Consider the following 22,293-nt stretch of genomic DNA (forward strand, 5'->3'; position numbering starts at 1 on the left):
GGGGTGTCGACGCTGGTTTCGAGACGCGCCTGCGGCGCTCCTCAACCAGCTGAGTGGTGCGGACGGCGCTGAGCCGCCCCTCCCGCGAGCGCTACCGATATCCGCGAGCGCTACCGGTCCACGGGCAGCGCTCGCGGATTCGGGTAGCGCTCGCGGAGGGTCACCAGCGGTTGGCGACGTCCTCCGCGAAGCCGAAGAGGCCGCGCACCTCGATGCGCTCGCCGGCGACGCGCACCCAGCCGGTGAACTTGCCGAACACCTGGTTGCCGCGCGTGCCGATGATGCCGAGGTTGGTGCGGGATGCGTGGTCGTACTCGGGCGTGAGGGTCACGTCGACGTCGGTGCCGCTGATGCGCCACGGCTCGAGCGGCCGGTCGAGGTCGTACTCCCACACGAGCTGCTCTGAGATCTTGGTGACCCGGCCGTCCAGCATGAGCGCGTTCTCGGTCATGCCCGTGCCCTCCGTCCAGCGGGCACCGAACTGCATGCCGAGCAGGTGCCCGTCGGTGTGCCCGACGGCGGCGCCCCAGTTCCAGCGCACATCGTGGAACCACCGGCCGCGGCCGTGGTCGAGCACGGCCCAGGCATCCTGGAACTCGGTCGTGACACCGTCGACCGTCACCTGCCCGCGGGCCGGGCGCGTCACATCCTTCACGGTGTACTGGAAGCGCCGCTCGGTCCACGGAACGACGACCGCGAGCGACTCGTGGCCATCGGGCAGCTCGGCGAACACGTCGACGCTGAGCCCCTCGGCGCTCGCGCGCAGGCGGGTGCCGCCCGCCTCCTCGGTGATCGAGATCTCGAGCCCCCGCATCCGCGCGCTCGCCGGTCCCTCGCCGAGCGAGCCCGGCAGGGTTGCCGTCCACGGTCCGCCGACCCGGCCCCGGTCGATCGTCACCCCCGTGCGGCGGTCGCGCACCCAGAACCCGTGCACGCCCGCGAAGTCGAGCGACGACACCGTGAGCGACACGATGTGGGTGGGCGTGAGTACGGCCCAGTACTCCCAGCGCTTGTTGCGGCCCCGGTCACGGATGCCGCGCCCGATTCCCGAGGTGTCGTGCAGCGGGCGGCGGCTCCAGCCGACCGCCTCGCGGTTGAGGCTGCCGTTCGGCAGGCACAGGGCCACGGGCTCGGTGAGCTCGCGTTCGGTCATCGGGCGTCCTCCTCGGATGCGGGTGGGGGTGGGGGTGCGGATGCGGGCGCGAGCCCTGGCTCGGATGCAGGCGCGGGCCCCTGCTCGGGCACGCCGAGCTCGCCGCCCGTCGCCGCCGCGAACACCCGACGGAACTCGGCGTTGAGAGCCCGCACGACATCCGCGTCCGGCTTGACCGCCGTGCGATCGGCTGTCAGCAGGCCGTTCGACTCGTCTTCGACGTCGGCGAGTTGCGTGTACACGATGCCTGCGAGGCCGCGCGCGATCCCGGGCAGCACCTCGCGACGGTGCAGGCGTTCGTACGCGGCCGTGAGCTGCTCCCGCGTCGCGTAGCGGCGGTAGCCGAACTCCTTCGCCGGGTAGTCGTGCCCCGGCAGCCGCAGGCTGTAGCCGCCGAATTCGCTCACGACGAGGGCGCGCCCGTCGCGCCCCCACCACCTGGCAGGCCGGATCGGCTGGAAGTACACGTGCAGGCTGCGGATGTCGCTCGCGCCCTGGTCGTGCCACCCGCTCGCGTGGTCGATGAGCCGGTCGGGGTCGAGCGCCCGCACCCGCTCGGTGACGGCTGCGGCGTCGAACTGTCCCCAGCCCTCGTTGAACGGCACCCACGTCACGACCGACGGCACGTTGCGCAGCAGCTCGACCGTGGCGTCGACCTCGCGCAGGAACTCGGCGCGCCCCTCCGCATCCGCCCGCCCGAAAGCGCTGTAGCGGTTATCGCGCATGCGGATGTGCGGCGACACGACGGGTGCCGTGATCACCCACGGCCGGTAGCGCTCGCCGCCGTTCACCATGTCCTGCCACACGAGCATGCCGAGCCGGTCGGCGTGGTGGTACCAGCGCAGCGGCTCGATCTTGATGTGCTTGCGCAGCATCGTGAAGCCGAGGTCCTTCATCGCCTGGATGTCGCGCACGAGCGCCGCGTCGTCGGGCGCCGTGTACAGGGCGCCCGGCCAGTAGCCCTGATCGAGCACCCCGATGTGCGGGTAGGGCACGCCGTTGAGGTGCAGCCGTGGCACGCCGTGCGCGTCGGGTGCGAGCTCGACGGAGCGCAGCCCCACGTAGCTCGTCACGCGGTCGTCGCCGAGGCGGATGTCGAGGTCGTAGAGGAACGGATGCTCGGGGGTCCAGGTGCGCGGCTCGCGCAGCTCGATGCGCAGCGCCTCGCCCGTGACCCCCGCGGCCTCGGCAACGGTGACGCCGTCGTCGAGCACGATCACCGACACGGGGTGCGCGACCCCGTCGGCGGCATCGACCCGCAGTTCGAGCACCGCAGCATCCATCCCCTCGCGAACGCCGGGGGTGCGCATGCGCAGCGAGCCCACGTGCGCATCCGGAACCGTCTCGAGCCACACCGTCTGCCAGATGCCCGACTGCGCCGTGTACCAGATGCCGCCGCGCTCGAGGCGCTGCTTGCCTACCGAGTGGTGCGAGGTGTCGCTCACATCGCGCACTTCGACGGCGAGTTCGTGAGTGGTGCCGTCGCCGAGCGCCTCGGTGATGTCGGCCCAGAACGGCAGGTAACCCCCGACGTGGGTTGCCACCTCGATGCCGTTGACGAGCACGCGGCAGCTCTGATCGACGGCGCCGAAGTGCAGGATCGTGCGGAGGCCCGGCTGCGCCGTCACCTCGAGCGTGCGCCGGTAGTGCAGCGTCTCGTCGGGCTGCAGCTGACGGTTCACCCCGGATGCCGGGGTCTCCGGCGAGAACGGCACGAGGATGCGGCCGTCCCACCCGGCGGGCGCCGCGCCGACCGGCGTGATGGCGTAGTCCCACCACCCGTTGAGGATCGTGAAGTTCTTGCGACGCAGCTGCGGGCGCGGGTACTCCGGCAGCGGAATCGGCGCCTCGCTCATCGCGCCCCGCGCTCCACGCGCGCCCGCACGAGCGCCATCACCGGCACGAACACGAGCACGACCGCCGCCGCGATAAACATCTCCGGGCCCGGCACGGGCTTCACGACGCCGAGGTCGACGTAGGTCTGCCCGGCACCTGAGATCACCCAGGCGCCGATGAACGGGCCCACGATCATCGGCACCATGATCGCCGTCACCATGCGCAGTCCCTGCACCATGCCGGCCTCGCCCTCGGGCGTCTCGTCGCGCACGGTTGCCGAGATCGACGCGACGGCGAGCATCATGCCGCCGAGGGCGAGGGATGCGGCCACGATCACCGTCACCATGTCGCGCGCGAAGAACATCACCACGAGCCCGAGTGCGAAGAGTCCCGTGGCGGGCAGCAGCATCCGGCGCTTGCCCACGCGGTCCATGACGCGCCCGCCCAGGATGCTGATGAGCGACGCAGCGATGAGCGACGCGCCCAGCACGATGGCGTACGACTCGATCTGCAGCCAGCGCTGCAGGTAGATGATCACGTACGGCAGGAACACCTGGCTCGAGGTGCCGACGACGAGCCACAGCACGAGCGAGAGGTAGAGCGCCGGGTTCGCGCGCACGGTCGATGGGCGGAAGCCCCGCACCATGCGGGCGAGCGTCGACGGGCCGGATGCCGCTTCCGCTCGCCGGGGGACGTCGCGCACGAGGAACCACGCCACGATGCCCGTGACGCTCGTGACCGCGCCGACGATCGCGAAGAACAGCCGCCACTCGCCGGCCCGCGTGAGTCCGTCGAGGGCACCGAACACGACGAGCATGGCGATGAGGGGCATCACCGCGAGCACCCCGTCGACGCGACCGCGCATCCGCGGCGTCGTGGCATCCGTGACCCACGCGCTGAAGGCGGCGTCGTTCGCGCCGGAGCCGAAGATGCTCATGATGCAGTCGAGCACGATCACGCCGATCATCGCCGCCATCACGTAGGGCGCGGCGACGGCACCCTCGGCGGGCGCGAGCAGGCCGAAGCCCGCCGTGCAGAGGCCCCACGCGAGGTAGCCGAGCGCGACGAACACGCGGCGCTTGCCGATGCGATCCGACCAGGCGCCCACGACGATCGTGGCGAGCGTCGCGGCGATCGCGCTGAGCGCGACCATGGTGGCGATCGCGGCCGGCTCGGGCGTGATCTCCTCGTAGAGGAACACGTTGAGGTACATGTTCTCGACGGTCCAGGCGAGCTGGCCGACGAGGCCGACGATGATGACGGTCCACCAGATTCGCGCTCCCGGGCGTTCGCGGGGGCATCGTCGACGGTGGCCGCCGGGATGGATGCTGAGGGCTTCGGGCTTGACATCGTCGGCAATCCTGATTCGCTAGAGATGTTTCCACGTGGAAAGTACTGACACCATAACTCAGCGCTCGCATGGTGCACGAACGTGCATGACGGGCCGGGAGCGCGTGAGGCCGGAGCAGACTGCGAGCACGTCGTGGCGAGGAAGGAGTGCCCGTGAGGCAGGAGGAGATGCTCATCGGAGGCCGGTGGCGGCCGGCGGCCGATGGCGGCGTCGTCGAGGTCGACGATCCCGCGACGGGACGCGTCGTGGCGACGGTGCCGCGGGCGACGGACGGCGACCTCGACGAGGCGATCGCCGCCGCGGACCAGGGCTTCCGCATGTGGCGCCAGGCGGATGCATGGGAGCGCAGCCGTCGCCTGCGGGACGCGGCTGACCGCATCCGTGACGACCGCGAGGCGATCGCGGCCCTCCTCACCGAGGAGCAGGGCAAGCCGCTCGCCCAGTCGCTGGCCGAGGTCGACACGTGCGTCGACCAGTTCGAGTGGTACGCCGACGAGGCCCGTCGCGTCTACGGGCGCATCGTGCCGGGCATGACGAGCGACGTGCGGATCGAGGTGCGACGCGAGCCGGTGGGCCCCGTCGCGGCCTTCACACCATGGAACTTCCCCATCATGCTCGCGGCGCGCAAGCTGGCGCCGGCGCTCGCGGCGGGATGCAGCGTCGTGCTCAAGCCCGCCGAGGAGGCGCCCTCGGCGTGTCTGCGCATGGTGCGGGCGATCGCCTCGGCGGGCTTCCCCGACGGTGCGATCAACGCGGTGACGGGCGATCCCGCGGCCGTGAGCGAACGGCTCGTCGCCTCGCGCGTGATCCGCAAGATCAGCCTCACGGGCTCGATCCGTGTCGGCTCGCTGCTGCTGCGCCTGGCCGCCGACACCATCAAAGACGTCTCCATGGAGCTCGGGGGCCACGCGCCCGTCGTGGTGTGGTCGGACGTCGATGTCGAGAAGGTCGCGCGACTCGCCGCCGCCACGAAGTACCGCAACGCGGGGCAGGTGTGCATCTCGCCGACGCGGTTCCTCGTGCATGCCGACATCGCGGAGCGCTTCGCCGACGCCTTCGTCGAGGCCGCTCGGCACGTCGTCGTCGGCGACGGGCGCGATCCCTCGACGACGATGGGGCCGCTCGCCAGCAGACGACGTCTCGATGAGGTGAGTGCGCTCGTCGCCGATGCCGTCGACAACCACGGTGCGCGCCTGCTGACCGGCGGCGAGCCTCTTGCCGGCCTCGGGCCGGGCCACTTCTTCGCCCCGACCGTGCTCGCCGACGTGCCCGCCGACGTGCCGATCGCCACGGTCGAGCCCTTCGGACCGGTCGCCCTCATGAGCACGATCACCTCGCTCGACGAGGCCCTCCGTCTCGCCAACGCGACCGACTACGGACTCGCCGCCTACGCCTTCACGAACGACCTCGATCGCGGCCGTCGCCTCACCGAGGGGCTCGAGGCCGGCATGGTGGGCCTCAACAGCTTCGCGGTGAGCACGCCCGTCGCGCCGTTCTCGGGCGTCAAGTCGAGCGGCATCCGGGCGGAGAACGGCACGGAGGCCATGGACGCCTACCTCGTGTCGAAAACGGTCGTGACCGGGATCGGCTAGCGGCGGCAGTGCCGATGTCGGCCTTCCGCATGGCAACATGAGGGCTGCTTCCTACAGTCCGATGTCGAGGAGAGCCGTGGTCACACAGATGGACGTCGCGCGCCGCGCGGGCGTCGGGCGCCGCACGGTGTCGAACGTCGTCACGGGCTTCCCCTACGTGAGCAAGGACGTGCGCGAGCGGGTGCTGCGCGCGATCGAGGAGCTCGGCTACGTGCCCAATCGGGCCGCCCAGCAGCTGCGCACGGGTCGCAGCGGCGTCATCGCGCTGACCGTGCCCGAGGTGGGCGTCGGCTACTTCGGAGAGCTCGGCAATCTCGTGGTCGAGGAGGCTGCCGCGCGCGGGCTCGGCACGGTCGTCGCGCAGACGCGCGGCTCACGCGAGCGAGAGATCACCGAGATCGAGCGGCTGCTCGCTCTGCAACCCGATGGCGTGATCATGAGCCCTCTCGGGCTCACGGCCGAGGATCTCGCCGGCGTCTCCGCGCGCACCGAGGTCGCCCTCATCGGTGAGCACTTCGTCGGCAGCCCGATCCGCACGATCGCGATCGACAACGCGGCCGCCGCGGGCGACATCGTGACGCACCTCGTGCAGTCGGGTCGCGAGCACATCGCCTTCCTCGGGATGTCCGCGGCGTCGCCGAACTTCAACCAGCTGCGTCGACGGGGCTACCTCGAGGCGCTCGAACGCCACGGCATCGCACCCGTCGCCGCCGTCGAGGCGCGCGACTTCACCTCGGCAGACGGATACGACGCGGGCGCCGTGCTCGCCGCGCGGCTCGCCGAGGGTGCGCAGCTCGACGCGGTCTTCTGCGTGACCGACGAGGTGGCGATCGGCGCGATGCGCGCCCTGCACGACGCCGGTCTTCGCGTGCCCGACGACGTGGCCGTCGCGGGCTTCGACGACATCGTCGAGGGGCGGTATGCGAATCCGCGGCTGACGACCGTCTCGCCCGACAAGCGGGAGATCGCACGGCAGGCGGTCGCGGCCGTGCTCGGCGAGCCGGCCGACGACGCGCAGATCGCCTACCGCCTGGAGCTGCGCGAGAGCACGACGGGCATCGTGCAACCCGCCTGAGGGCTCACCAGCGGCGCTGCACCTCTTCCGTGTGGCCCTCGAGGCCGTCGACGCTGTGCCAGTTGCCATCCGCATCGCGCACCCGACCCCGCCAGATGCCGAACACCTGATCGCCGCGGTTGAGCACGATCACCCGGTTGAAGAGGTGATGGTCGTGCTTGTACGGCTCAAGGGTCACCTCGATGTCGCGTCCGCGGATGTGCCACGGCGCCATCCAGTTCTTCGGATCGTACTGCCAATCGAGGTGCTCGCTGATCTTCGTGAGACGCCCGTCGATGCGGATCCAGTTCTCGGTCGACGGTGTGCCGTCCGTCCACTTGCCTCCGAACTGCAGGCCGATCTCGTGGCCGTCGACGACGCCGCATCCGGCCGCCCAGTTCCAGAGTGTGAAGTAGGGCCACTTGCCGCGGCCGCGATCGTGCACGGCATAGGTGGGGTCGTCGGGCGTGATGGTGTGCGCGACGCCGTCGACCGTGAAGGTGCCCCGCACGCGCAGGCAGTTGTCCTTCTTCGTGTACTGGAAGCGGCGACTGCTCCACGGCACGACGACGCCCATCGAGTCGTGATCCTCGGGGATGAGCACCTGCAGGTCGATCTGCAGCCGCTCGCCGTCGCCGTAGAGCGACACGCCCTCCTCGTTCTCGGTGAGGCGCACGGTGAGCGGGCCGCGGCGCCCGACGAGGGCCCCCGGATGTGCCTCGTCCGAGAGGGGGCCGTGCGCGGGAACCAGATGTTGCCACCCTCCTGGATGAGCTCGCCCTCCGAACGCGACTGGTAGGCGATCGCGACGTTGGCCCGATAGTCGTGATGGGAGATGTTGAGCACGACGATGTAGTCGGGCCCGGTGACGGCCCAGTACTCGAAGCGCTTGGTGCGCCCCCATCCGCGCAGGTTCGTGGTGTGGAGCGCGCGACGCGTCCAGCCCACGGCGTCGGGGTTGAGCCGCCCGTTGGGCAGGCAGAGCTCGACGGGCTCTGTGATCTCGCGCTCGGTCATCGTGCGGGTGGTCATCTCGGTCATCCCTTCGTCGCTCCGTCGGCCAGGCCGCGGATGAGCCACTTCTGCACCGCGAGCGCGAGCAGGATCACGGGGAGCACGGAGAGCATCCCCACGGCGCTCAGCGCTCCCCAGTCGGCGCCCGTCTGGGTGTCGCTCGCCATGCCGACGATGGCGATCGAGATCGTCGTCGCATCCCTGCTCGTGAGCACGAGCGCGAACAGAAGCTCCTCCCACGCGAGGATGACGCTGAAGATGAGCGTCGCCGCGAAGCCGGGCAGCGAGATCGGCACGATGATGCGCCAGAACGCCCCGAAGCGGCTGCAGCCGTCGAGCATGGCCGACTCTTCGAGCTCCTTCGGCAGGGCGAGGAAGAAGCCCCGCATGAGCCACATGACGTAGGGGATGAGGAACGAGCAGTACGCGAGGATCACGGTCGCGTGCATGTCGGTCACGCCGATGGCGCGCGCCACGAGGAACATCGGCACCGCGAGGGCGATGGGCGGCACGCCGCGCGAGGCGAGGATGAGGGCACCCATCGTCGCCGCGCCTCGCAGCGGGATGCGCGCGAGCGCGTAGCCGGCCATGCCGCCGAGCAGGATCGAGACGAGGCCGCCGCCGACGGCGATGATCGCCGTGTTGAGCATGCGGGGGCCGATGTCGGCGCGTTGCAGGTTGCCGAGGTAGTTGTCGAGCGTGGGCTCGAAGAAGAAGACCGGCGGCACCGTCATGATGTCGCGTTGCTCCTTGAAGGAGTTCATGAGCATCCACACGATCGGCAGCAGGAAGAGGACGCAGATCACGACACCCGTGATGACGCGGGCACGGTGGGCGGTATGGCGTCGGCGGAGCGATCCGCTCGTCGTGGCGCTCAAAAGCGGTTCTCCAATCTGCGGCTGATCCCGAGGAACGCGAAGGTGAGGATCATGGTGATGATCAGGACGATGACGGCCATCGCGGCCGATTCGGGGAACTTCAGCGACTGGAACGCCTGCTGATAGATGTAGAGGTTCACGACGTTGGTGGACTGCCCCGGGCCGCCCTTGGTCGTGGCGACGACGATGTCGAACATCTTCACGGCGCCGAGCCAGCGCACGATGAAGGTCGCGGCGATGATGGGGGTCAGAAGCGGCAGGCTGATCGACCAGAGCTGCCGCCACCAGTTGGCGCCGTCCACCTGCGCGGCCTCGTAGATGTCCTTCGGCAGCGACAGCAGGGCGGCCGCGGCGATGAGCACGACGAAGGGCGTCGAGCGCCACGTGTCGATGAGGACGATCGACAGCATGGCCCACGCCGGGTCGCCGAACCAGTTGGGCGACGGGAGCCCCACGATGCTGAGCAGCCACGAGACGACGCCGAACAGCGGGTCGAGCAGCATCTTCCACGTGCCGCCCGACACGACGGGGATGATCACCATGGGGATGAGGAACAGGGCGCGCACGATGCCACGTCCGCGCCATTCCGCGTTGAGGAAGAAGGCGATCGCGAACCCCAGGATGATCTGGAGCGGCAGGGCGAGGATCAGGTAGATCCCCGTCGTGACCAGCGAGCGCATGAAGTTCTCGTTGCGGAACGCCTTCTCGTAGTTCTCGAACCCGACGAACTCGCCGGGCCCGAAGGTCGTGAGGTCCAACGTGGAGAAGCTGATCTGCAGCGCATAGAAGATCGGGTAGGCCAGCACGGCTGCGAGCACCAGTCCGGCCGGTGCGATGAACGACCAGCGTGAGACCAGGTCTCGGGCCCGACCGGGCCGCCTTCTCATCGTCGCGACAGGCATCAGCTTCTCCACGTCGGTGTTTCCTTACTTTCCGAGCAGTTCGCGGACCTGGTCCGCTCCCTTCGAGCGCTTCCTGCGCGGTGAGCTCGCCCGTGATGGCCTGCGAGGTCACGTCGGCGAGGATCTCCTGGATGGCGTTCGACTGCGGGTCGCGCGGGCGCCAGCCCTCCTGCTCACCGGCGGCGGCGAAGCCGTCGGCGATGGCCTTGAACACGGGCACGAGCCACTCGTTGCCGGAGTCCGGCGTCGAGCTGAGCGTCGACTGACGGGCGGGGAAGACGCCCAGGTTGTTCGCCGACCAGTGCTCGCCGTCCTTCGAGCTCATCCACTGGAGCAGGGCCCACGCCGCCTCGGCGTGCGCGCTGTTCTTGTTGATGGAGCCGCTCCAGACACCGCGGTGCGAGCTCGGACCCTCGGTGCCCGCCGGCATCGTCATGACGACGACCTGGTCAGGCGTGAGCGTCGTGGTCGAGGGGTCGACCGCACTGCCGTAGTAGACGCTGCCCCACTGGAACATGTTGGCGACCGTGCCGCCACGGAAGGCGGCGAGCGGCTCGTCGAAGTTGTGGGCCTCGGCTCCCGGAGGGGCGATCTGCATGAGGTCCTTGTGCATCTGGAGCGCCTCGACGCCGAGCTCGTCGTTGAACGTCGGGTTCATGTCGTCGTCGAAGAGCGCGCCGCCGTTCGAGTTGAGGATGGTCTGCCACACCGTCGGGGTGAGCGTGCCGCGCACCCACATCGTCGAGAGCGCCCACACATCGGGCGAGCCGTCGGCGTTGGTGTCGCGGACGAGCTTCTCGCCCTCCTCGAGGAACTCCTCCCAGGTCTGGTTCTCGTCGGGAACGGGAAGGCCGGCCTCTTCGTAGAGCGTCTTGTTCACGAACCGTGCGAGCAGGTTCGACCGCAGCGGCACGCCGTACTGAACGCCATCCCACTCGCTCGAGGCGAGGGGGCCGCGTAGAAGTCGTCCCAGTCGTAGTCCTCATCGGTCCAGGCCGCGACGGTGTCGCCCTGGAGGTCGAGGAGCGCCCCGGTCTGTGCGAGCTGGGGTGTCCACGGGTCGTCGGCGATGATGACGTCGTACTCGGGCTTCGCCGTAGTGAGGTCGAGCATCGACTTCGTGAGCAGCTCCTCGTAGGGAACGCCCTCGATCTCGACCTTGATGTTCGGGTACACCTTGTTGAACTCGGGAACGAGCTTCTCTTGCCACTGCTGGGAGAAGGACTGGTTGGCGATCATGGTGATCGTCACCGGGTTCTCCTCCGTGCCGAGTCCACCGCCGTCCGCCTTCTCGCCGCCGGGGGAACCGCAGGCGACGAGACCGACGCCGAGAAGCGCCGCCGTCCCCATCGTCATGCCTCGCTTGAGCCACGTGCTGTGGCCGCGTGAGCGCTTCATTGCAACTCCGATCTCTTGGTTTGCCACGCGGAAATATGTCCACGTGGCAAAGCCAGCGTAGACAGGCTTCCGCGACTGTCAAGTACGGTCGCCCGGCGCAGGGAACGGGTCGTCCGTGCGGCCAAGTCTGCGGATGGCGGGTCGCCATGTCGCGCATGCTGCACGAAATTGCAGCCGCAACACCCCGACGCACCGCACCCTCTCTGGGATGATGACCACGACCCCGCACCCCACACGGCCGAGGAGCCCGCATGCCGACGAACGCACCGCGCCCCACGCGCGTGCCGACGGCATCCGCGGTGCTCGCGGCCGAGCTGCGCTCGCGGATCATCCGCGAACGCCTTCCCGACGGCACCCCCATCGAGAGCGAGGGCGAGCTCATCGCCTCGAGCGGGCTGAGCCGCGCGAGCGTGCGCGAGGCCATCCGTCTGCTCGCGTCCGAGGGACTCATCACGACCCGCCGCGGGCCGGGCGGCGGCATCCGTGTCAGCAGCCCCGACCTGCACCTCTCGACGCGCTCGATCGCCATGATCCTGGCGCGCTCCGGCGCGCCGCTGCGCGAGCTCTTCGAGCTGCGCATCCTGCTCGAGGTGCGCGCCGCCGAGCTGTGTGCCGAGGCGGCCGACGACGAGCAGCTCGCCGCGATCTCGGGTGCGGTCGACGGCCACGGCAGCCGCCTTCCGGGCATGATGGGCTTCCACCCGCTCGTGGCCGCCGGGTCGTGCAACGAGTTCTTCGTCGTGATGCTCGAGATCGTGCATTCCCTCGCCGAATGGCACACACCCGATGAGGCGCTCGACGCCCGCACGCTCGAGCTCGCGGGCCGCGCTCATCGCAAGATCGCCGAGCGCCTGCACGCCCGCGACGCCGCAGGTGCGGGTCAGGCCATGCGGGTGCACCTCGAGGCGTTCCGCGACCGCCTCGAGGCGGCCGGGCGTCTCGACGAGCCCGTCATCCGCGCCGTGGACTGGGATCCTCGCGCGTGAGCGCCCAGACCGCATCGTCGGGGTCGAGGGCGCGCGCCGTCGTCTCGTCGACGATGAGGTCGGTCACGAGCCGTGCGTTGAGGGCGCCGCGCAGGCTTGCCTCCTTGCTCGGATCGGCGACGATGCACACCCGTCGGGGCGTGCCGCGCAGGGAATCGAAGGTCGGGCCGCTCGAGCGCCGGTTGAGCCGGATGCCGTCGGAGCTGCCGTCGCCGCGGTAGAACATCGTCGCGACGTCGCCGACGACCCCCTCCCGCGCGAGCTCGGCGCTGTCGTCTTCGGAGAGGTAGGCGCCGCGGTAGACGTGCCCGGGGACGGACGACAGGGGGTCGCCCACGCTGAAGAACGCCACATCCATGCGGGCCTGCATCTCGCGGATGCGCCGGATGCTGCGCTCGCGCCACATCGCCTCCCGCGTGAGCGGGTCGTCGAAGAACGCCGGCACCGGGAAGTGCTCGATCCGCGCCGAGAACGCGCCCGCGAACCGCTCGAGCAGCTCCGCCGCGTAGCCGATGCCGCTGCTCTCGGTGTAGGCGGCGCCGTTGAGCTGCACGACCGTGAGGTCTGCCACCGGCCGCAGGTGCACATGCCGTCCGACAGCCGACATCGTCGCCCCCCACGCGATGCCGATCGTCATGCCGGGATGCACGAAATGGTTGACGAGCTTGCCCGCGTACCGACCCACGCGCTCGAGCCGCTCGAGCGAGCTGAGGCCCACGGGGCACGGGATGATGTGGGCGTTGACGCCGTACGCGAGCTTCAGCTGCCACTGCAGCTTCGCGATGCCGTCGCTCGGCGCCTTGATGCGGATGTCGACGAGCCCCGATTGCCGCGCATAGCTGATGAGTCGCGACACCGAGGAGCGGCTCACGTGCAGCTGCTGCGCGATCGCATCCATCTTGCGGTCCTCGACGTAGTAGAGGTGCGCCGCGCGGAGGGCGTTGCGTGTGCGTTCGGAGGCGTCGGTCATGGCGGTTCCCGTGCTTCTAGAAGGCGCTGTGCCCTGTGAGCGCGCGCCCGATGATGAGCGCGTGGATGTCGTCGGTGCCCTCGTAGGTGCGCACCGCCTCGAGGTTGGCGAGGTGCCGCATGACGGGGTAGGCGGAGGTGATGCCGTCACCGCCGAGGAGCTGCCGGGCCGCCTGCGCGACGGCGACGGCGTCCTGCACGTTGTTGAGCTTGCCCACGCTGATCTGCACCGGATCGATCGGCCCCGCGGCCTTGAGGCGCGCGAGCTCGAGAGCCAGCAGCACGCTCGTCTCGTAGCGCACGAACATGCGCGCGAGCTTGTCCTGCGTGAGTTGCTTGGCCGCGAGCGCGTCGCCGAAGAGCCGGCGCTCTCGGGTGAACTCGACGGCGAGGTCGATGCACGCGCGTGCGATGCCCGTGACACCCCAGGCGATGCCGTAGCGCGCGTCCGTGAGACACGCGAAGGGGGCGCTCAGCCCGCTCGCCTCGGGAAGCGCCGCATCCGCGGGCAGGCGCACCCCGTCGAGCGTGATGTCGCACTGGATCGACGAGCGCATCGCGAACTTGCCCGTGATCGCGGTGGCCGTGAACCCGGGCGCGTCGGTCGGAACGAGGAAGCCGCGCACCCCCTCGTCGCGCGCCCAGATGACGGCGACGTCGGCGATCGTCGCGAGGCCGATCCACCGCTTCGTGCCGTCGATCACCCAGTCGGAGCCGTCGCGTCGCGCGTTCGTCGTCATCGCCGCCGGGTCGCTGCCGCCGGCAGGCTCCGTGAGGCCGAAGCATCCGATGACCTCGCCACGGGCCATGCGGGGCAGCAGCTCCTGCTTGTGCTGCTCGGAGCCGAACTTGGCGATCGCGCCCATGGCGAGGAGCCCTGCACCGAGAGCAGGGTGCGCCATCCGGAGTCGACCGCCTCGACCTCCTGGCACACGAGGCCGTAGGCGAGCGGGCTCGCTCCGGCACAGCCGTAGCCCGAGATGTGCAGCCCGAGCAGGCCCGCCTCCGCGAAGGCGGCGACGGTCTCGTGACGGAACCGGGCGAGCTCGGCGTCGTCGTCGATCGTGGCGCGCACGTGCTCGTCGACCACGCGGCGCGCACGCAGCGCCCATTCGGCATCCGCGGTCGGCACGCGGTCGAGCAGCGGGAACAGCGTCTCCGTGGGGCGGAGGTCAGACATCGGCGTCCTTTCGGGGAGGGGTGGCGGCGATCCATGCGCGAACGGCGGCGCCGTGCTCGCCGAGCGCGGGGGTGCGAGGCGGTAGCTCGGGGGCGTGCGCGAGTAGCGCACGGGATGTCGCACGGTCGGCTGCGCGTCGGGGCCGACGGTCGTGACGGGGTCGAGGCCGAGGCGGGCGGCGAACTGCACACCGCCGGCGATGTCGTTGAGCGGCGCCGCGGGCACGCCCGCCGCCGTGAGCACCGAGAACCAGTGATCGGCGTCGGCCGTCGCGAGCACGCCCTCCAGCTCGCGCCGCAGCTCGGCACGCGAGCGCGTGCGGTCGACGTTGTGCGCGAAGCGGGGTCGGCCGCGAGCTCGGGGCGGCCGAGCGCGGCGCACAGGCGTGCGAACTGCCGGTCGTTGCCCACCGCGATCACGAGCGGTCGGTCGCGCGCGGCGAACGGTGCGTAGGGGCGAGACTCGGATGCTCGTTGCCCATGCGAGTCGGCACGACATCGCCCGCGACGAAAGCGGTCGTCTGATTGACCATCGACGCGAGCGCGACGCTCATGAGGTCGAGCTCGACCAGCTGGCCCTCGCCGGTGCGGTCACGGTGATGGAGCGCCGCGAGGATGCCCGACACCGCGAACATCCCCGTCAGCACGTCGAACAGCGCGAAGCCCGCGCGCGCCGGCGCCGCATCCGTCTCCCCTTGGAGCGACATGAGACCCGAGAGCGCCTGCGCGCTCAAGTCGTAGCCCGGTATCTCGCGCCCGGCGCCCGTGCCGAACCCCGTGATGGAGGCGTAGATGAGGTCTGGGCGCCGCTCGGCGAGGCTCGCGTGGTCGAGGCCGAAGCGCGCGAGCGATCCCGGTCGGAAGTTCTCGACGACGATGTCGGCGCGGTCGACGATCGCGTGCGCCGTGGCGAGCTGCTCGGCGTCGGCGAAGTCGAGCACGATGCCCTGCTTGTTGCGGTTCGCCGAGAGGAAGTACGTGGCCTCGTCGTCGCGCACCGGGGGCGGAACCCGCGGGTCTCGTCGCCATCCGGATGCTCGACCTTGATGACCGTGGCGCCCAGGTCGCCGAGCAGCATGGCCGCGTAGGGCCCTGCGAGCACGCGCGAGAGATCCGCCACGACGATTCCGGCGAGCGGGCCGGACGAGGGGGCGGGTTCTGCGGCGCTGCGGGTCATGAGGTCTCCCGGGTGAAGAGGGTCAGGGTGACCGCGACGCACGCGGGCGCCTCGGCGCCCTCGAGCTCGAGGCGGTGCGCGAGGTGAGCGAGCACGCCACGGCCGTCGGCGCGCTCTTCGGCGCGCTCGATGCTCACATGGTCGCGCACGCGGCCGCCGGCTCGCACCGCCTGCGGGAATCGCACCCGGTCGATGCCGTAGTTGATGCGGGCCGCGGCGTCGTCGACCGTGAGCACCTCGGCCGCGAGACCGGGCAGCAGGGCGAGCAGCAGCAGCCCGTGCGCCACGGTGGAGCCGTACGGCCCTGCGGCCGCGCGGCCCGCGTCGACGTGGAGCCATTGGGTGTCGCCCGTCGCGTGGGCGAAGGCGTCGATGCGCGCCTGGTCGAGCGTCGTCCAGGCGCTCGTGCCCGCGACGAGCCCGGCGTGCGCGGGGAGGAGTCGAGCGCGAGTCGTCGCACGGGGGCTCCTTTCGCGCCGTCGCCAAATTTAGTATAAGAATTATGCCCTATGTGGTCACCTGATGCCTACCGTCTCGAGGAGCGCCTCTCCGACGCCGATCGCGCCCTCGTCGAGCGCGTGCGCGGCTTCGTCGAGCACGAGGTGCTGCCGGTCATCAACGACGCGTGGGAGGCCGCCCGCTTCCCCGAGCAGCTCATCCCCGCGATGGCACGGCTCGGCGTCGTCGGCGGCATGATCTCGGGGCACGACTGCCCCGGCTTCTCGGCCCTGCAGTACGGCCTCGTCTCGATGGAGCTCGCCCGCGGCGACGGAAGCGTCAACACCTTCCTCGGCGTGCACTCCGGGCTGGCGATGGGCACGATCGACCTCCTGGGCGACGAGCACCAGCGGGCTCGCTGGCTGCCCCCATGGCGCGCCTCGAACGCCTCGGCGCCTTCGCCCTCACCGAGGCCGCGCACGGCTCGGACGCCGTCGCGCTCGAGACCACGGCCGAGCGCGTCGGTGATCACTGGGTGCTCGAGGGGAGAAGCGCTGGATCGGCAACGCCCATCGCGCCGACGTCGTCGTCGTGTGGGCCCGCGACGTCGCGGATGCCGGCGTCAAGGCGTTCGTCGTCGAGCGCGACGCCGAGGGCGAGCTGCCGCGCGGATTCGAGCCGCGCGTCATCCGCGGCAAGGTCGGCAAGCGCGCGATCGAGCAGTCCGACATCCGCATCGACCGCGTGAGCATCCCCGCCGACAACCACCTCGCCCGATCCAGCTCGTTCCGCGACGCGGGGCGCGTGCTCGCCCGCACGCGCGGCGGCGCCGCGTGGGAGGCGCTCGGCCACGCGATGGCCGCCTACGAGATCGCCGCGGGCTATGTGCGAGAGCGCCGCCAGTTCGGACGTCCCGTCGCGGAGTACCAGCTCGTGCAGCATCGCCTCGCGAAGATGCTCGCCGAGATCACGGCGATGCAGCTCTACTGCCTGCGCATGGCGGAGCTCGCCGACGCGGGTCGCCTGGAAGGCGCGATGTCGTCGCTCGCGAAGATGTACACCGCCGAGCGCGCCCGCTGGGTGTGCACCGAGGCCCGCGAGCTGCTCGGCGGCAACGGGCTCCTGCTCGAGAACCACGTGGCCCGGCACCTCACCGACATGGAGGTCGTCTCGACGTACGAGGGCACCGACGCCATCCAGTCGCTCATCGTCGGCCGCGACATCGTCGGCGTGCAGGCCTTCTCGAGGGGGCCTGAGATGGATCGGCGCTTCACCGGCCGCACGGCCATCGTCACGGGAGCCGCCCGGGGTATCGGCGCGGCGACCGCGACCCGCCTCGCGAGAGAGGGCGCCGCGGTCGTCATCGTCGATCTCGACGAGGCGGCCGCTGCGGAGCAGGCGGCACTCGTCGCCGCGGATGCCGAGGTACGCGCTGCGGGAGGCGCGGCAGAGGCCGCGGTCGCCGACATGACCGACGCCGACGCAGTCGAGCGGCTCGTCGACAGGATCGCGGCAGCCCACGGCGGCATCCACGTGCTCGTCAACAACGCGGGGGCGACGCGCGACGACCTCATCCATCGCATGACGCCCGAGAGCTGGCGGCTCGTACTCGAGACCAACCTCACGACCGCCTTCGCGGGCATCCGCGCCGTGCAGCGGCACATGGTGCCCGCCCGCACGGGCAGCGTCGTGAACCTCAGCAGCCGCTCGGCGCTCGGCAATCGCGGCCAGGCCAACTACGCCGCGGCGAAGGCGGGCATCCAGGCGCTCACGGCCACGGCCGCACTCGAGCTCGGGCCCTTCGGCATCCGCGTGAACGCCGTGGCGCCCGGCTATATCGCGACCGCCATGACCGCGGCGACCGCCGAGCGCCTCGGCCTCACCCCGAGGAGCATCAGGCGATGGTCGCCGAGCGCACTCCGCTCGCACGCGTCGGGCGTGCGGAGGAGGTCGCCGCCGCGATCGCCTTCCTCGCGAGCGATGACGCCTCGTACGTCTCGGGCCAGACCCTCCACATCAACGGCGGCGCCCGCTGAGCCCGCGGCATCCGTTCGCGGGCTGAACGGATGTGCGCCGCGATTGCCTGCCTCCGAGCCTCCCTCGCACAATCGGTGGCGCCGGGCCTCAGCCGCGGCAGCGGAGGAGGGACCGAGTGGAGACCAGCGCGATCCGGGAGACGGTGGACGCCCTACGGACGCGTCCGACGGCGGATGTGCTCGTGATCGGGGGCGGGGTCAACGGTCTCGCGGTGCTGCGCGACCTCGCCCTGCAGGGTGTCGACGCCGCGCTCGTCGAGGCCGACGACTTCGCATCGGGTGCGTCGGGCGCCTCCAGCCACATGATCCACGGCGGCATCCGCTACCTCGAGAACGGCGAGTTCCGCCTCGTGCGCGAGTCGGTGCAGGAGCGCAACAGGCTGCTGCGCACCGCACCGCACCTCGTGACGCCGCTGCGCACGGTCGTGCCGATCGCGTCGTTCTGGTCGGGCCTCCTCGCGGCACCGATGCGGATGCTGACGCACGTGCAGCGCCGCCCGCGCGAACGCGGCGCCCTGCTGATCAAGGTGGGCCTCACGATCTACGACACCTTCTCGCGTGGCAACGGACTCGTTCCGCGTCACCGCTTCGCCGGCCGCGCCCGCACCCGCACCGAGTTCCCCGCGTTCCATGAGCGCGTGCGCTACTCGGCCCGCTACTTCGACGCGTCGATCCCCGATCCGGAGCGGCTGTGCCTCGACCTCGCGCACGACGCGATCGAGGCGGGTGCGCGGGCCGTCAACCACGTGCGCGCCGTCGGCTTCCGCGACGGCGAGGTCATGCTGCGCGACGAGGTGTCGGGTGCCGAGTTCGGCTTCACCGCACGTGTCGTGCTCAACGCCTCGGGGCCGTGGACCGACCTCACGAACGCCGCACTGGGCGCGCCATCGCGGCACATGGGCGGCACGAAGGGCTCGCACATCGTGCTCGACGACCCCGAGCTGCTCGCAGCGACCGACGGCTCAGAGATCTTCTTCGAGAACAGCGACGGCCGCGTCGTGCTCATCTACCCGCTCAAGGGTCGCGTCATGGTGGGCACGACCGACCTGGACGCCGATCCTCGGAGCCCGCCGTGTGCACGGAGGAGGAGATCGACTACTTCGCCGATCTCGTGGGCCTCGTGTTCCCCGGCATCCCGCTGCGCCGTGAGCGCATCGTCTACCGCTTCGCGGGCATCCGTCCCCTGCCGCGCCACGACGACCTCGAGCCGGGCTTCGTCTCGCGCGACTACCGAGTCGTCGCGGAGCAACGAGCGGGGGTCGTCGTGCTGAGCCTCGTCGGGGGCAAGCTCACGACCTTCCGGGCGCTCGCAGAGACGCTCGCGGGCGACATCATCCGGCGGCTCGGACGCAGCCGCGGCGTCGACATTCGCGACCGCCCGATCGGCGGCGGACGCGGCTATCCCGGCGACGCGCGGGCGCGCGAGAGGTGGGTGCGCGAGAACGCACACGGGCACGACGAGCGGCGTGTCGAGGAGCTCCTGGGGCGCTACGGAACGCGGTGCGCGCAGCTCCTGGTGGCGACCGCCGCGGAGACGCCGCTGCGGGGGCACCCGACTACAGCGTCGAGGAGCTCGGCTGGCTCGTGCGCACGGAGCAGGTCGTGTACCTCGCCGACCTCGTGCAGCGGCGCACGAGCCTCGCGCTCGAGGGCCGACTCACCCGCGCCGTGCTCGCTGAGCTCGCCGACGTCGCCGCCTCGGTGCTCGGCTGGATGGACGCCGAACGCGCCCAGCAGGTCGACCGCCTCGCCGCACTCCTGCGCGATCGGCATGGTGTCGCCGACCTCGTGGACGCGCGATGACGGGTGCGCCTGGGCGAGCCGCGATACTCGCCCTCGACCAGGGCACGACCTCGACCCGGGCCCTCGTCGTCGACGAGGCGGGGAGCATCGTGGCCGGTGCGCGGCGCGAGCACGCCCAGCATTTCCCGCGTCCGGGGTGGGTCGAGCATGATGCGCTCGAGATCTGGACGTGCGCTCGCGAGGTGCTCGCCGAGGCCGCACGGGCGGCATCCGACTTCGACATCGTCGCCCTCGGGGTGACCAACCAGCGCGAGACCACGGTGGTGTGGGATCCGACGACGGGCGAGCCCGTCGGCCCCGCGATCGTCTGGCAGGACGTGCGCGCGACCGCCGAGGTGGGCGAGGTCGCCGACCGTATCGCGCCCGAGCGGCTCAGGCTCATCACAGGGCTCCCGATGGACCCGTACTTCTCCGCCTACAAGCTGCGCTGGCTGCTGCGCCGCGATCCCGGGCTGAGCGTGCGCGCCGAGCGGGGCGAAGTGTGCGTCGGCACCATCGACTCCTGGCTGGTCTGGCGCCTCACGGGAGCGAACGCCGCCGGGATCCACGTGACGGACGTCACCAATGCCTCGCGTACAGGGCTCATGGACCTGCGCACGCTCGAGTGGTCGGAGGAGGCGCTCGAGGCCTTCGGCGTGCCCGCCGCGGTGCTGCCGCGGATCGTGCCGTCATCCGGCGTCGTCGGGCGTCTCGCTGCCGATGCCGTGCCCGAGCTCGCCGGCCTGCCCGTCGCGGGCATCCTCGGCGATCAGCAGGCGGCCGCGTTCGGCCAGGCCGTGTTCGCACCCGGGCAGTCGAAGTGCACCTACGGCACCGGCAGCTTCCTGCTGGCCAACACGGGCACCGAGCCCGTGCCCTCGACGAGCGGCCTCATCACGACGGTTGCCTATCAGCTGCGGGGTGAGCCGGCGCGTTACGCCCTCGAAGGCGCCGTCTCGGTCGCGGGATCGCTCGTGCAGTGGATGCGCGACACCCTCGGCATCATCGACCGCGCCGAGCAGATCGAGGCGCTCGCGGCATCCGTGCCCGACAACGGCGGAGTCGTGATCGTGCCCGCGTTCCAGGGGCTGCTCGCACCGCATTGGAGCCCGGACGCGACGGGCGCGATCATGGGCCTCACCCGGCACTCGGCGCGTGGCCACCTGGCACGCGCGGCGCTCGAGGCCGTCGCCCTCCAGACCTGCGACGTCGTCGCAGCCATGGCGAGGACCTCGCGGCCGACTCGCCCGCGCCGCGCATGCGCGAGCTGCGCGTCGACGGCGGCATGGCGCACAACCGGCTTCTGCTGCAGGTGCAGGCCGACCTGCTCGGGCATCCCGTCGTGCGCCCGCGCGAGGTCGAGACGACGGCGCTCGGAGCCGCCTTCGCCGCGGGACTCGCCGTGGGCCTATGGGGTTCCCTCGACCAGCTGGCGGCGCTGTGGCAGGCAGGCGAGCGGTTCGTGCCCGCCCTTGAGGAGGGCGAGCGGCAGGCGACGCATACGCTCTGGTCCTCGGCGATCTCGCGCATCGTCGAAAGACCGCTCGTCCACCGCGCGCCCTGAGGCGGATCAGCGCTCCAGCACGATTGCGAGGCCCTGGCCCACACCCACGCAGATCGCCACGACCGCGACGCCGCCGCCGCGTCGGCGCAGCTCGTGGGCGGCCCGGGCCACGAGCCGGCCACCTGAGGCACCGAGCGGATGCCCGATCGCGATCGCGCCGCCGTGCACGTTGACGATCGCCGGGTCGAGCTCGGGCCACAGGCGCAGGCACGCAAGGGCCTGCGCCGCGAACGCCTCGTTGAGCTCGACGAGGTCGACATCGGCCCAGCTGCGCCCCGCGCGTGCGAGCGCGCGCTCGGCCGCCACGACGGGCGCCACGCCGAAGAGCTCCGGATCGTTGCCGACGACGCCGCGCCCCGCGATGCGCGAGGGGCTCCGCATCGACGGCCGCTTCCGACGCCAGCAGGATCGCGGAGGCACCATCGTTGAGGGACGACGAGTTGCCCGCCGTGACGCTGCCGTCCGTGGCGAACAGCGAGGGAGCGCGGCGAGCCGCTCGAGCGAGGTGTCGTCGCGGATGCCCTCGTCACGGGCGAGCTCCACGCCCGCAACCTGCACGATCTCGTCGGCGAACACGCCGTCGGCCCACGCCGCGGCGGCGAGCTCGTGACTGCGCAGGGCGAAGACATCCTGCTCCTCGCGGGGGATGCCGTGGAGGCGGGCGAGTCGCTCGGTGACCTCGCCGTTCGACGCGGTCCACCGACCCGGCAGCGACGGATGCGTCATCCGCCAGCCGATCGCGGTGTTCCACATGGTCGGGTTGCCCGAGGCGGGCCACGCCCTCGCGGGCTTCTCGACCACGTACGGCGCGCGGCTCATCGACTCGACGCCGCCCGCCAGCACGATGCGAGCGTCCCCCGACTCGATCGCTCTCGACCCCTGCACGACGGCCTCGACCGAGGAACCGCACAGGCGGTTGACGGTCACACCCGACGGCGTGCGGACGGCGTCGACGACGAAGCTGTGCATGCAGCCGTTCTACGG

General features: G+C 71.0%; 15 protein-coding genes and 8 pseudogenes. 9 read left to right on the forward strand and 14 right to left on the reverse strand.

Annotated elements, in window-relative coordinates; all coding sequences use genetic code 11:
* Positions 1 to 160: 160 nt before the first annotated feature.
* From QQK29_RS07040 to QQK29_RS07050, 3 genes are read right to left on the reverse strand one after another with little or no spacing between them, the layout of a single operon-like run.
* Positions 161 to 1,153, reverse strand: a complete 993-nt coding sequence (locus QQK29_RS07040; RefSeq protein WP_284299009.1) for a DUF2804 domain-containing protein — start codon at positions 1,151 to 1,153, stop codon at positions 161 to 163.
* Positions 1,150 to 3,009: a glycoside hydrolase family 2 protein gene (locus QQK29_RS07045; protein WP_284299011.1), complete on the reverse strand. Its 1,860-nt coding sequence runs from the start codon at positions 3,007 to 3,009 to the stop codon at positions 1,150 to 1,152. Before QQK29_RS07045 ends, QQK29_RS07040 begins: the two co-directional genes overlap by 4 nt.
* A complete protein-coding gene (locus QQK29_RS07050) occupies positions 3,006 to 4,355 on the reverse strand; it encodes an MFS transporter (RefSeq protein WP_431308780.1) in 1,350 nt (449 codons plus the stop codon). The genes QQK29_RS07045 and QQK29_RS07050 overlap by 4 nt, the downstream gene beginning before the upstream one ends.
* A gap of 137 nt (positions 4,356 to 4,492) precedes the next feature.
* Between QQK29_RS07050 and QQK29_RS07055 the strand changes: the two genes are divergently transcribed.
* Complete coding sequence (locus tag QQK29_RS07055) at positions 4,493 to 5,932, forward strand: NAD-dependent succinate-semialdehyde dehydrogenase (protein WP_284299013.1); 1,440 nt, start codon at positions 4,493 to 4,495, stop codon at positions 5,930 to 5,932.
* A gap of 76 nt (positions 5,933 to 6,008) precedes the next feature.
* Positions 6,009 to 7,007 carry a LacI family DNA-binding transcriptional regulator gene (locus QQK29_RS07060; protein WP_284299015.1) on the forward strand — a complete coding sequence of 333 codons (999 nt, stop codon included), beginning with the start codon at positions 6,009 to 6,011 and terminating at the stop codon, positions 7,005 to 7,007.
* Positions 7,008 to 7,011: 4 nt separating this feature from the next.
* Here the strand turns inward: QQK29_RS07060 and QQK29_RS07065 are convergent, their stop codons facing one another.
* The 4 genes and pseudogenes from QQK29_RS07065 to QQK29_RS07075 all read right to left on the reverse strand — a co-directional run bounded on the left by QQK29_RS07065 (position 7,012) and on the right by QQK29_RS07075 (position 9,792).
* Positions 7,012 to 7,662 carry a DUF2804 domain-containing protein gene (locus QQK29_RS07065; protein ID WP_284299017.1) on the reverse strand — a complete coding sequence of 217 codons (651 nt, stop codon included), beginning with the start codon at positions 7,660 to 7,662 and terminating at the stop codon, positions 7,012 to 7,014.
* 71 nt (positions 7,663 to 7,733) lie between these two features.
* Positions 7,734 to 8,027: pseudogene (locus tag QQK29_RS18580) on the reverse strand (DUF2804 family protein); the annotation flags it as partial.
* The gene (locus QQK29_RS07070; protein WP_284299019.1) at positions 8,024 to 8,806 is read right to left on the reverse strand and encodes a carbohydrate ABC transporter permease; all 783 of its coding nucleotides are present in this window, start codon (positions 8,804 to 8,806) and stop codon (positions 8,024 to 8,026) included. The pseudogene QQK29_RS18580 and the gene QQK29_RS07070, both read right to left, overlap by 4 nt.
* A gap of 68 nt (positions 8,807 to 8,874) precedes the next feature.
* A complete protein-coding gene (locus QQK29_RS07075) occupies positions 8,875 to 9,792 on the reverse strand; it encodes a carbohydrate ABC transporter permease (protein ID WP_284299021.1) in 918 nt (305 codons plus the stop codon).
* Positions 9,793 to 9,911: 119 nt separating this feature from the next.
* Here QQK29_RS07075 and QQK29_RS07080 point away from each other — a divergent pair, with 119 nt between their 5' ends.
* On the forward strand, positions 9,912 to 10,046 hold the full coding sequence (locus QQK29_RS07080; RefSeq protein ID WP_284299023.1) for a hypothetical protein: 135 nt from the start codon (positions 9,912 to 9,914) through the stop codon (positions 10,044 to 10,046).
* A 47-nt stretch (positions 10,047 to 10,093) separates the two neighbouring features.
* On the opposite strand, the pseudogene QQK29_RS18585 reads toward QQK29_RS07080, so the two are convergent.
* Positions 10,094 to 10,693 (reverse strand): annotated as a pseudogene (locus QQK29_RS18585) (extracellular solute-binding protein); the annotation flags it as partial.
* Positions 10,657 to 11,136, reverse strand: a complete 480-nt coding sequence (locus tag QQK29_RS07090; RefSeq protein ID WP_284299026.1) for an ABC transporter substrate-binding protein — start codon at positions 11,134 to 11,136, stop codon at positions 10,657 to 10,659. The pseudogene QQK29_RS18585 and the gene QQK29_RS07090, both read right to left, overlap by 37 nt.
* A gap of 293 nt (positions 11,137 to 11,429) precedes the next feature.
* Here QQK29_RS07090 and QQK29_RS07095 point away from each other — a divergent pair, with 293 nt between their 5' ends.
* Entirely contained in the window at positions 11,430 to 12,164 is a 735-nt protein-coding gene (locus QQK29_RS07095) for a FadR/GntR family transcriptional regulator (RefSeq protein ID WP_284299028.1), read from the forward strand.
* Here QQK29_RS07095 and QQK29_RS07100 read toward each other — a convergent pair.
* The 4 genes and pseudogenes from QQK29_RS07100 to QQK29_RS07115 all read right to left on the reverse strand — a co-directional run bounded on the left by QQK29_RS07100 (position 12,130) and on the right by QQK29_RS07115 (position 15,977).
* Positions 12,130 to 13,134, reverse strand: a complete 1,005-nt coding sequence (locus QQK29_RS07100) for a sugar-binding transcriptional regulator (RefSeq protein WP_284299030.1) — start codon at positions 13,132 to 13,134, stop codon at positions 12,130 to 12,132. The two genes, QQK29_RS07095 and QQK29_RS07100, sit on opposite strands and share 35 nt — an antisense overlap.
* A 16-nt stretch (positions 13,135 to 13,150) precedes the next feature.
* A pseudogene (locus tag QQK29_RS07105) lies at positions 13,151 to 14,313 on the reverse strand (acyl-CoA dehydrogenase family protein).
* Positions 14,314 to 14,436: 123 nt separating this feature from the next.
* Positions 14,437 to 15,489: pseudogene (locus QQK29_RS18590) on the reverse strand (CaiB/BaiF CoA transferase family protein); the annotation flags it as partial.
* Entirely contained in the window at positions 15,486 to 15,977 is a 492-nt protein-coding gene (locus QQK29_RS07115) for a MaoC family dehydratase (RefSeq protein WP_284301919.1), read from the reverse strand. The gene QQK29_RS07115 and the pseudogene QQK29_RS18590, both read right to left, overlap by 4 nt.
* Before the next feature lie 21 nt (positions 15,978 to 15,998).
* On the opposite strand from QQK29_RS07115, the pseudogene QQK29_RS17885 reads away from it, so the two are divergent.
* The 5 genes and pseudogenes from QQK29_RS17885 to glpK form a co-directional block, all read left to right on the forward strand.
* Positions 15,999 to 16,298, forward strand: a pseudogene (locus tag QQK29_RS17885) (acyl-CoA dehydrogenase family protein); the annotation flags it as partial.
* A gap of 220 nt (positions 16,299 to 16,518) precedes the next feature.
* Positions 16,519 to 17,736: pseudogene (locus QQK29_RS17890) on the forward strand (SDR family NAD(P)-dependent oxidoreductase); the annotation flags it as partial.
* 92 nt (positions 17,737 to 17,828) lie between these two features.
* Positions 17,829 to 17,963 (forward strand): SDR family oxidoreductase, encoded by a 135-nt coding sequence (locus tag QQK29_RS17895; protein ID WP_348533832.1) that lies wholly within the window; start codon positions 17,829 to 17,831, stop codon positions 17,961 to 17,963.
* Positions 17,964 to 18,094: 131 nt separating this feature from the next.
* Positions 18,095 to 19,766: pseudogene (locus QQK29_RS07130) on the forward strand (glycerol-3-phosphate dehydrogenase/oxidase).
* Positions 19,763 to 21,309: pseudogene (glpK, locus tag QQK29_RS07140) on the forward strand (glycerol kinase GlpK). Before QQK29_RS07130 ends, glpK begins: the two co-directional pseudogenes overlap by 4 nt.
* Positions 21,310 to 21,315: 6 nt before the next feature.
* On the opposite strand, the gene QQK29_RS07145 reads toward glpK, so the two are convergent.
* A complete protein-coding gene (locus tag QQK29_RS07145) occupies positions 21,316 to 22,278 on the reverse strand; it encodes a thiolase family protein (RefSeq protein ID WP_284299037.1) in 963 nt (320 codons plus the stop codon).
* Between the last annotated feature and the right edge of the window lie 15 nt (positions 22,279 to 22,293).

The sequence above is a fragment of the Homoserinibacter gongjuensis genome, from assembly GCF_030161875.1.
In the GTDB taxonomy this organism is placed as follows: Bacteria; Actinomycetota; Actinomycetes; order Actinomycetales; family Microbacteriaceae; genus Homoserinibacter; species Homoserinibacter gongjuensis.

Coding starts and splice junctions, on each gene's coding strand:
- QQK29_RS07040 (WP_284299009.1), bottom strand. CDS start 1,153: ATGACCGAACGCGAGCTCACCGAGCCCGTGGCCCTGTGCCTGCCGAAC.
- QQK29_RS07045 (WP_284299011.1), bottom strand. CDS start 3,009: ATGAGCGAGGCGCCGATTCCGCTGCCGGAGTACCCGCGCCCGCAGCTG.
- QQK29_RS07080 (WP_284299023.1), top strand. CDS start 9,912: ATGGCGTTCGACTGCGGGTCGCGCGGGCGCCAGCCCTCCTGCTCACCG.
- QQK29_RS07090 (WP_284299026.1), bottom strand. CDS start 11,136: ATGACGATGGGGACGGCGGCGCTTCTCGGCGTCGGTCTCGTCGCCTGC.
- QQK29_RS07095 (WP_284299028.1), top strand. CDS start 11,430: ATGCCGACGAACGCACCGCGCCCCACGCGCGTGCCGACGGCATCCGCG.
- QQK29_RS07100 (WP_284299030.1), bottom strand. CDS start 13,134: ATGACCGACGCCTCCGAACGCACACGCAACGCCCTCCGCGCGGCGCAC.
- QQK29_RS17895 (WP_348533832.1), top strand. CDS start 17,829: ATGGTCGCCGAGCGCACTCCGCTCGCACGCGTCGGGCGTGCGGAGGAG.
- QQK29_RS07145 (WP_284299037.1), bottom strand. CDS start 22,278: ATGCACAGCTTCGTCGTCGACGCCGTCCGCACGCCGTCGGGTGTGACC.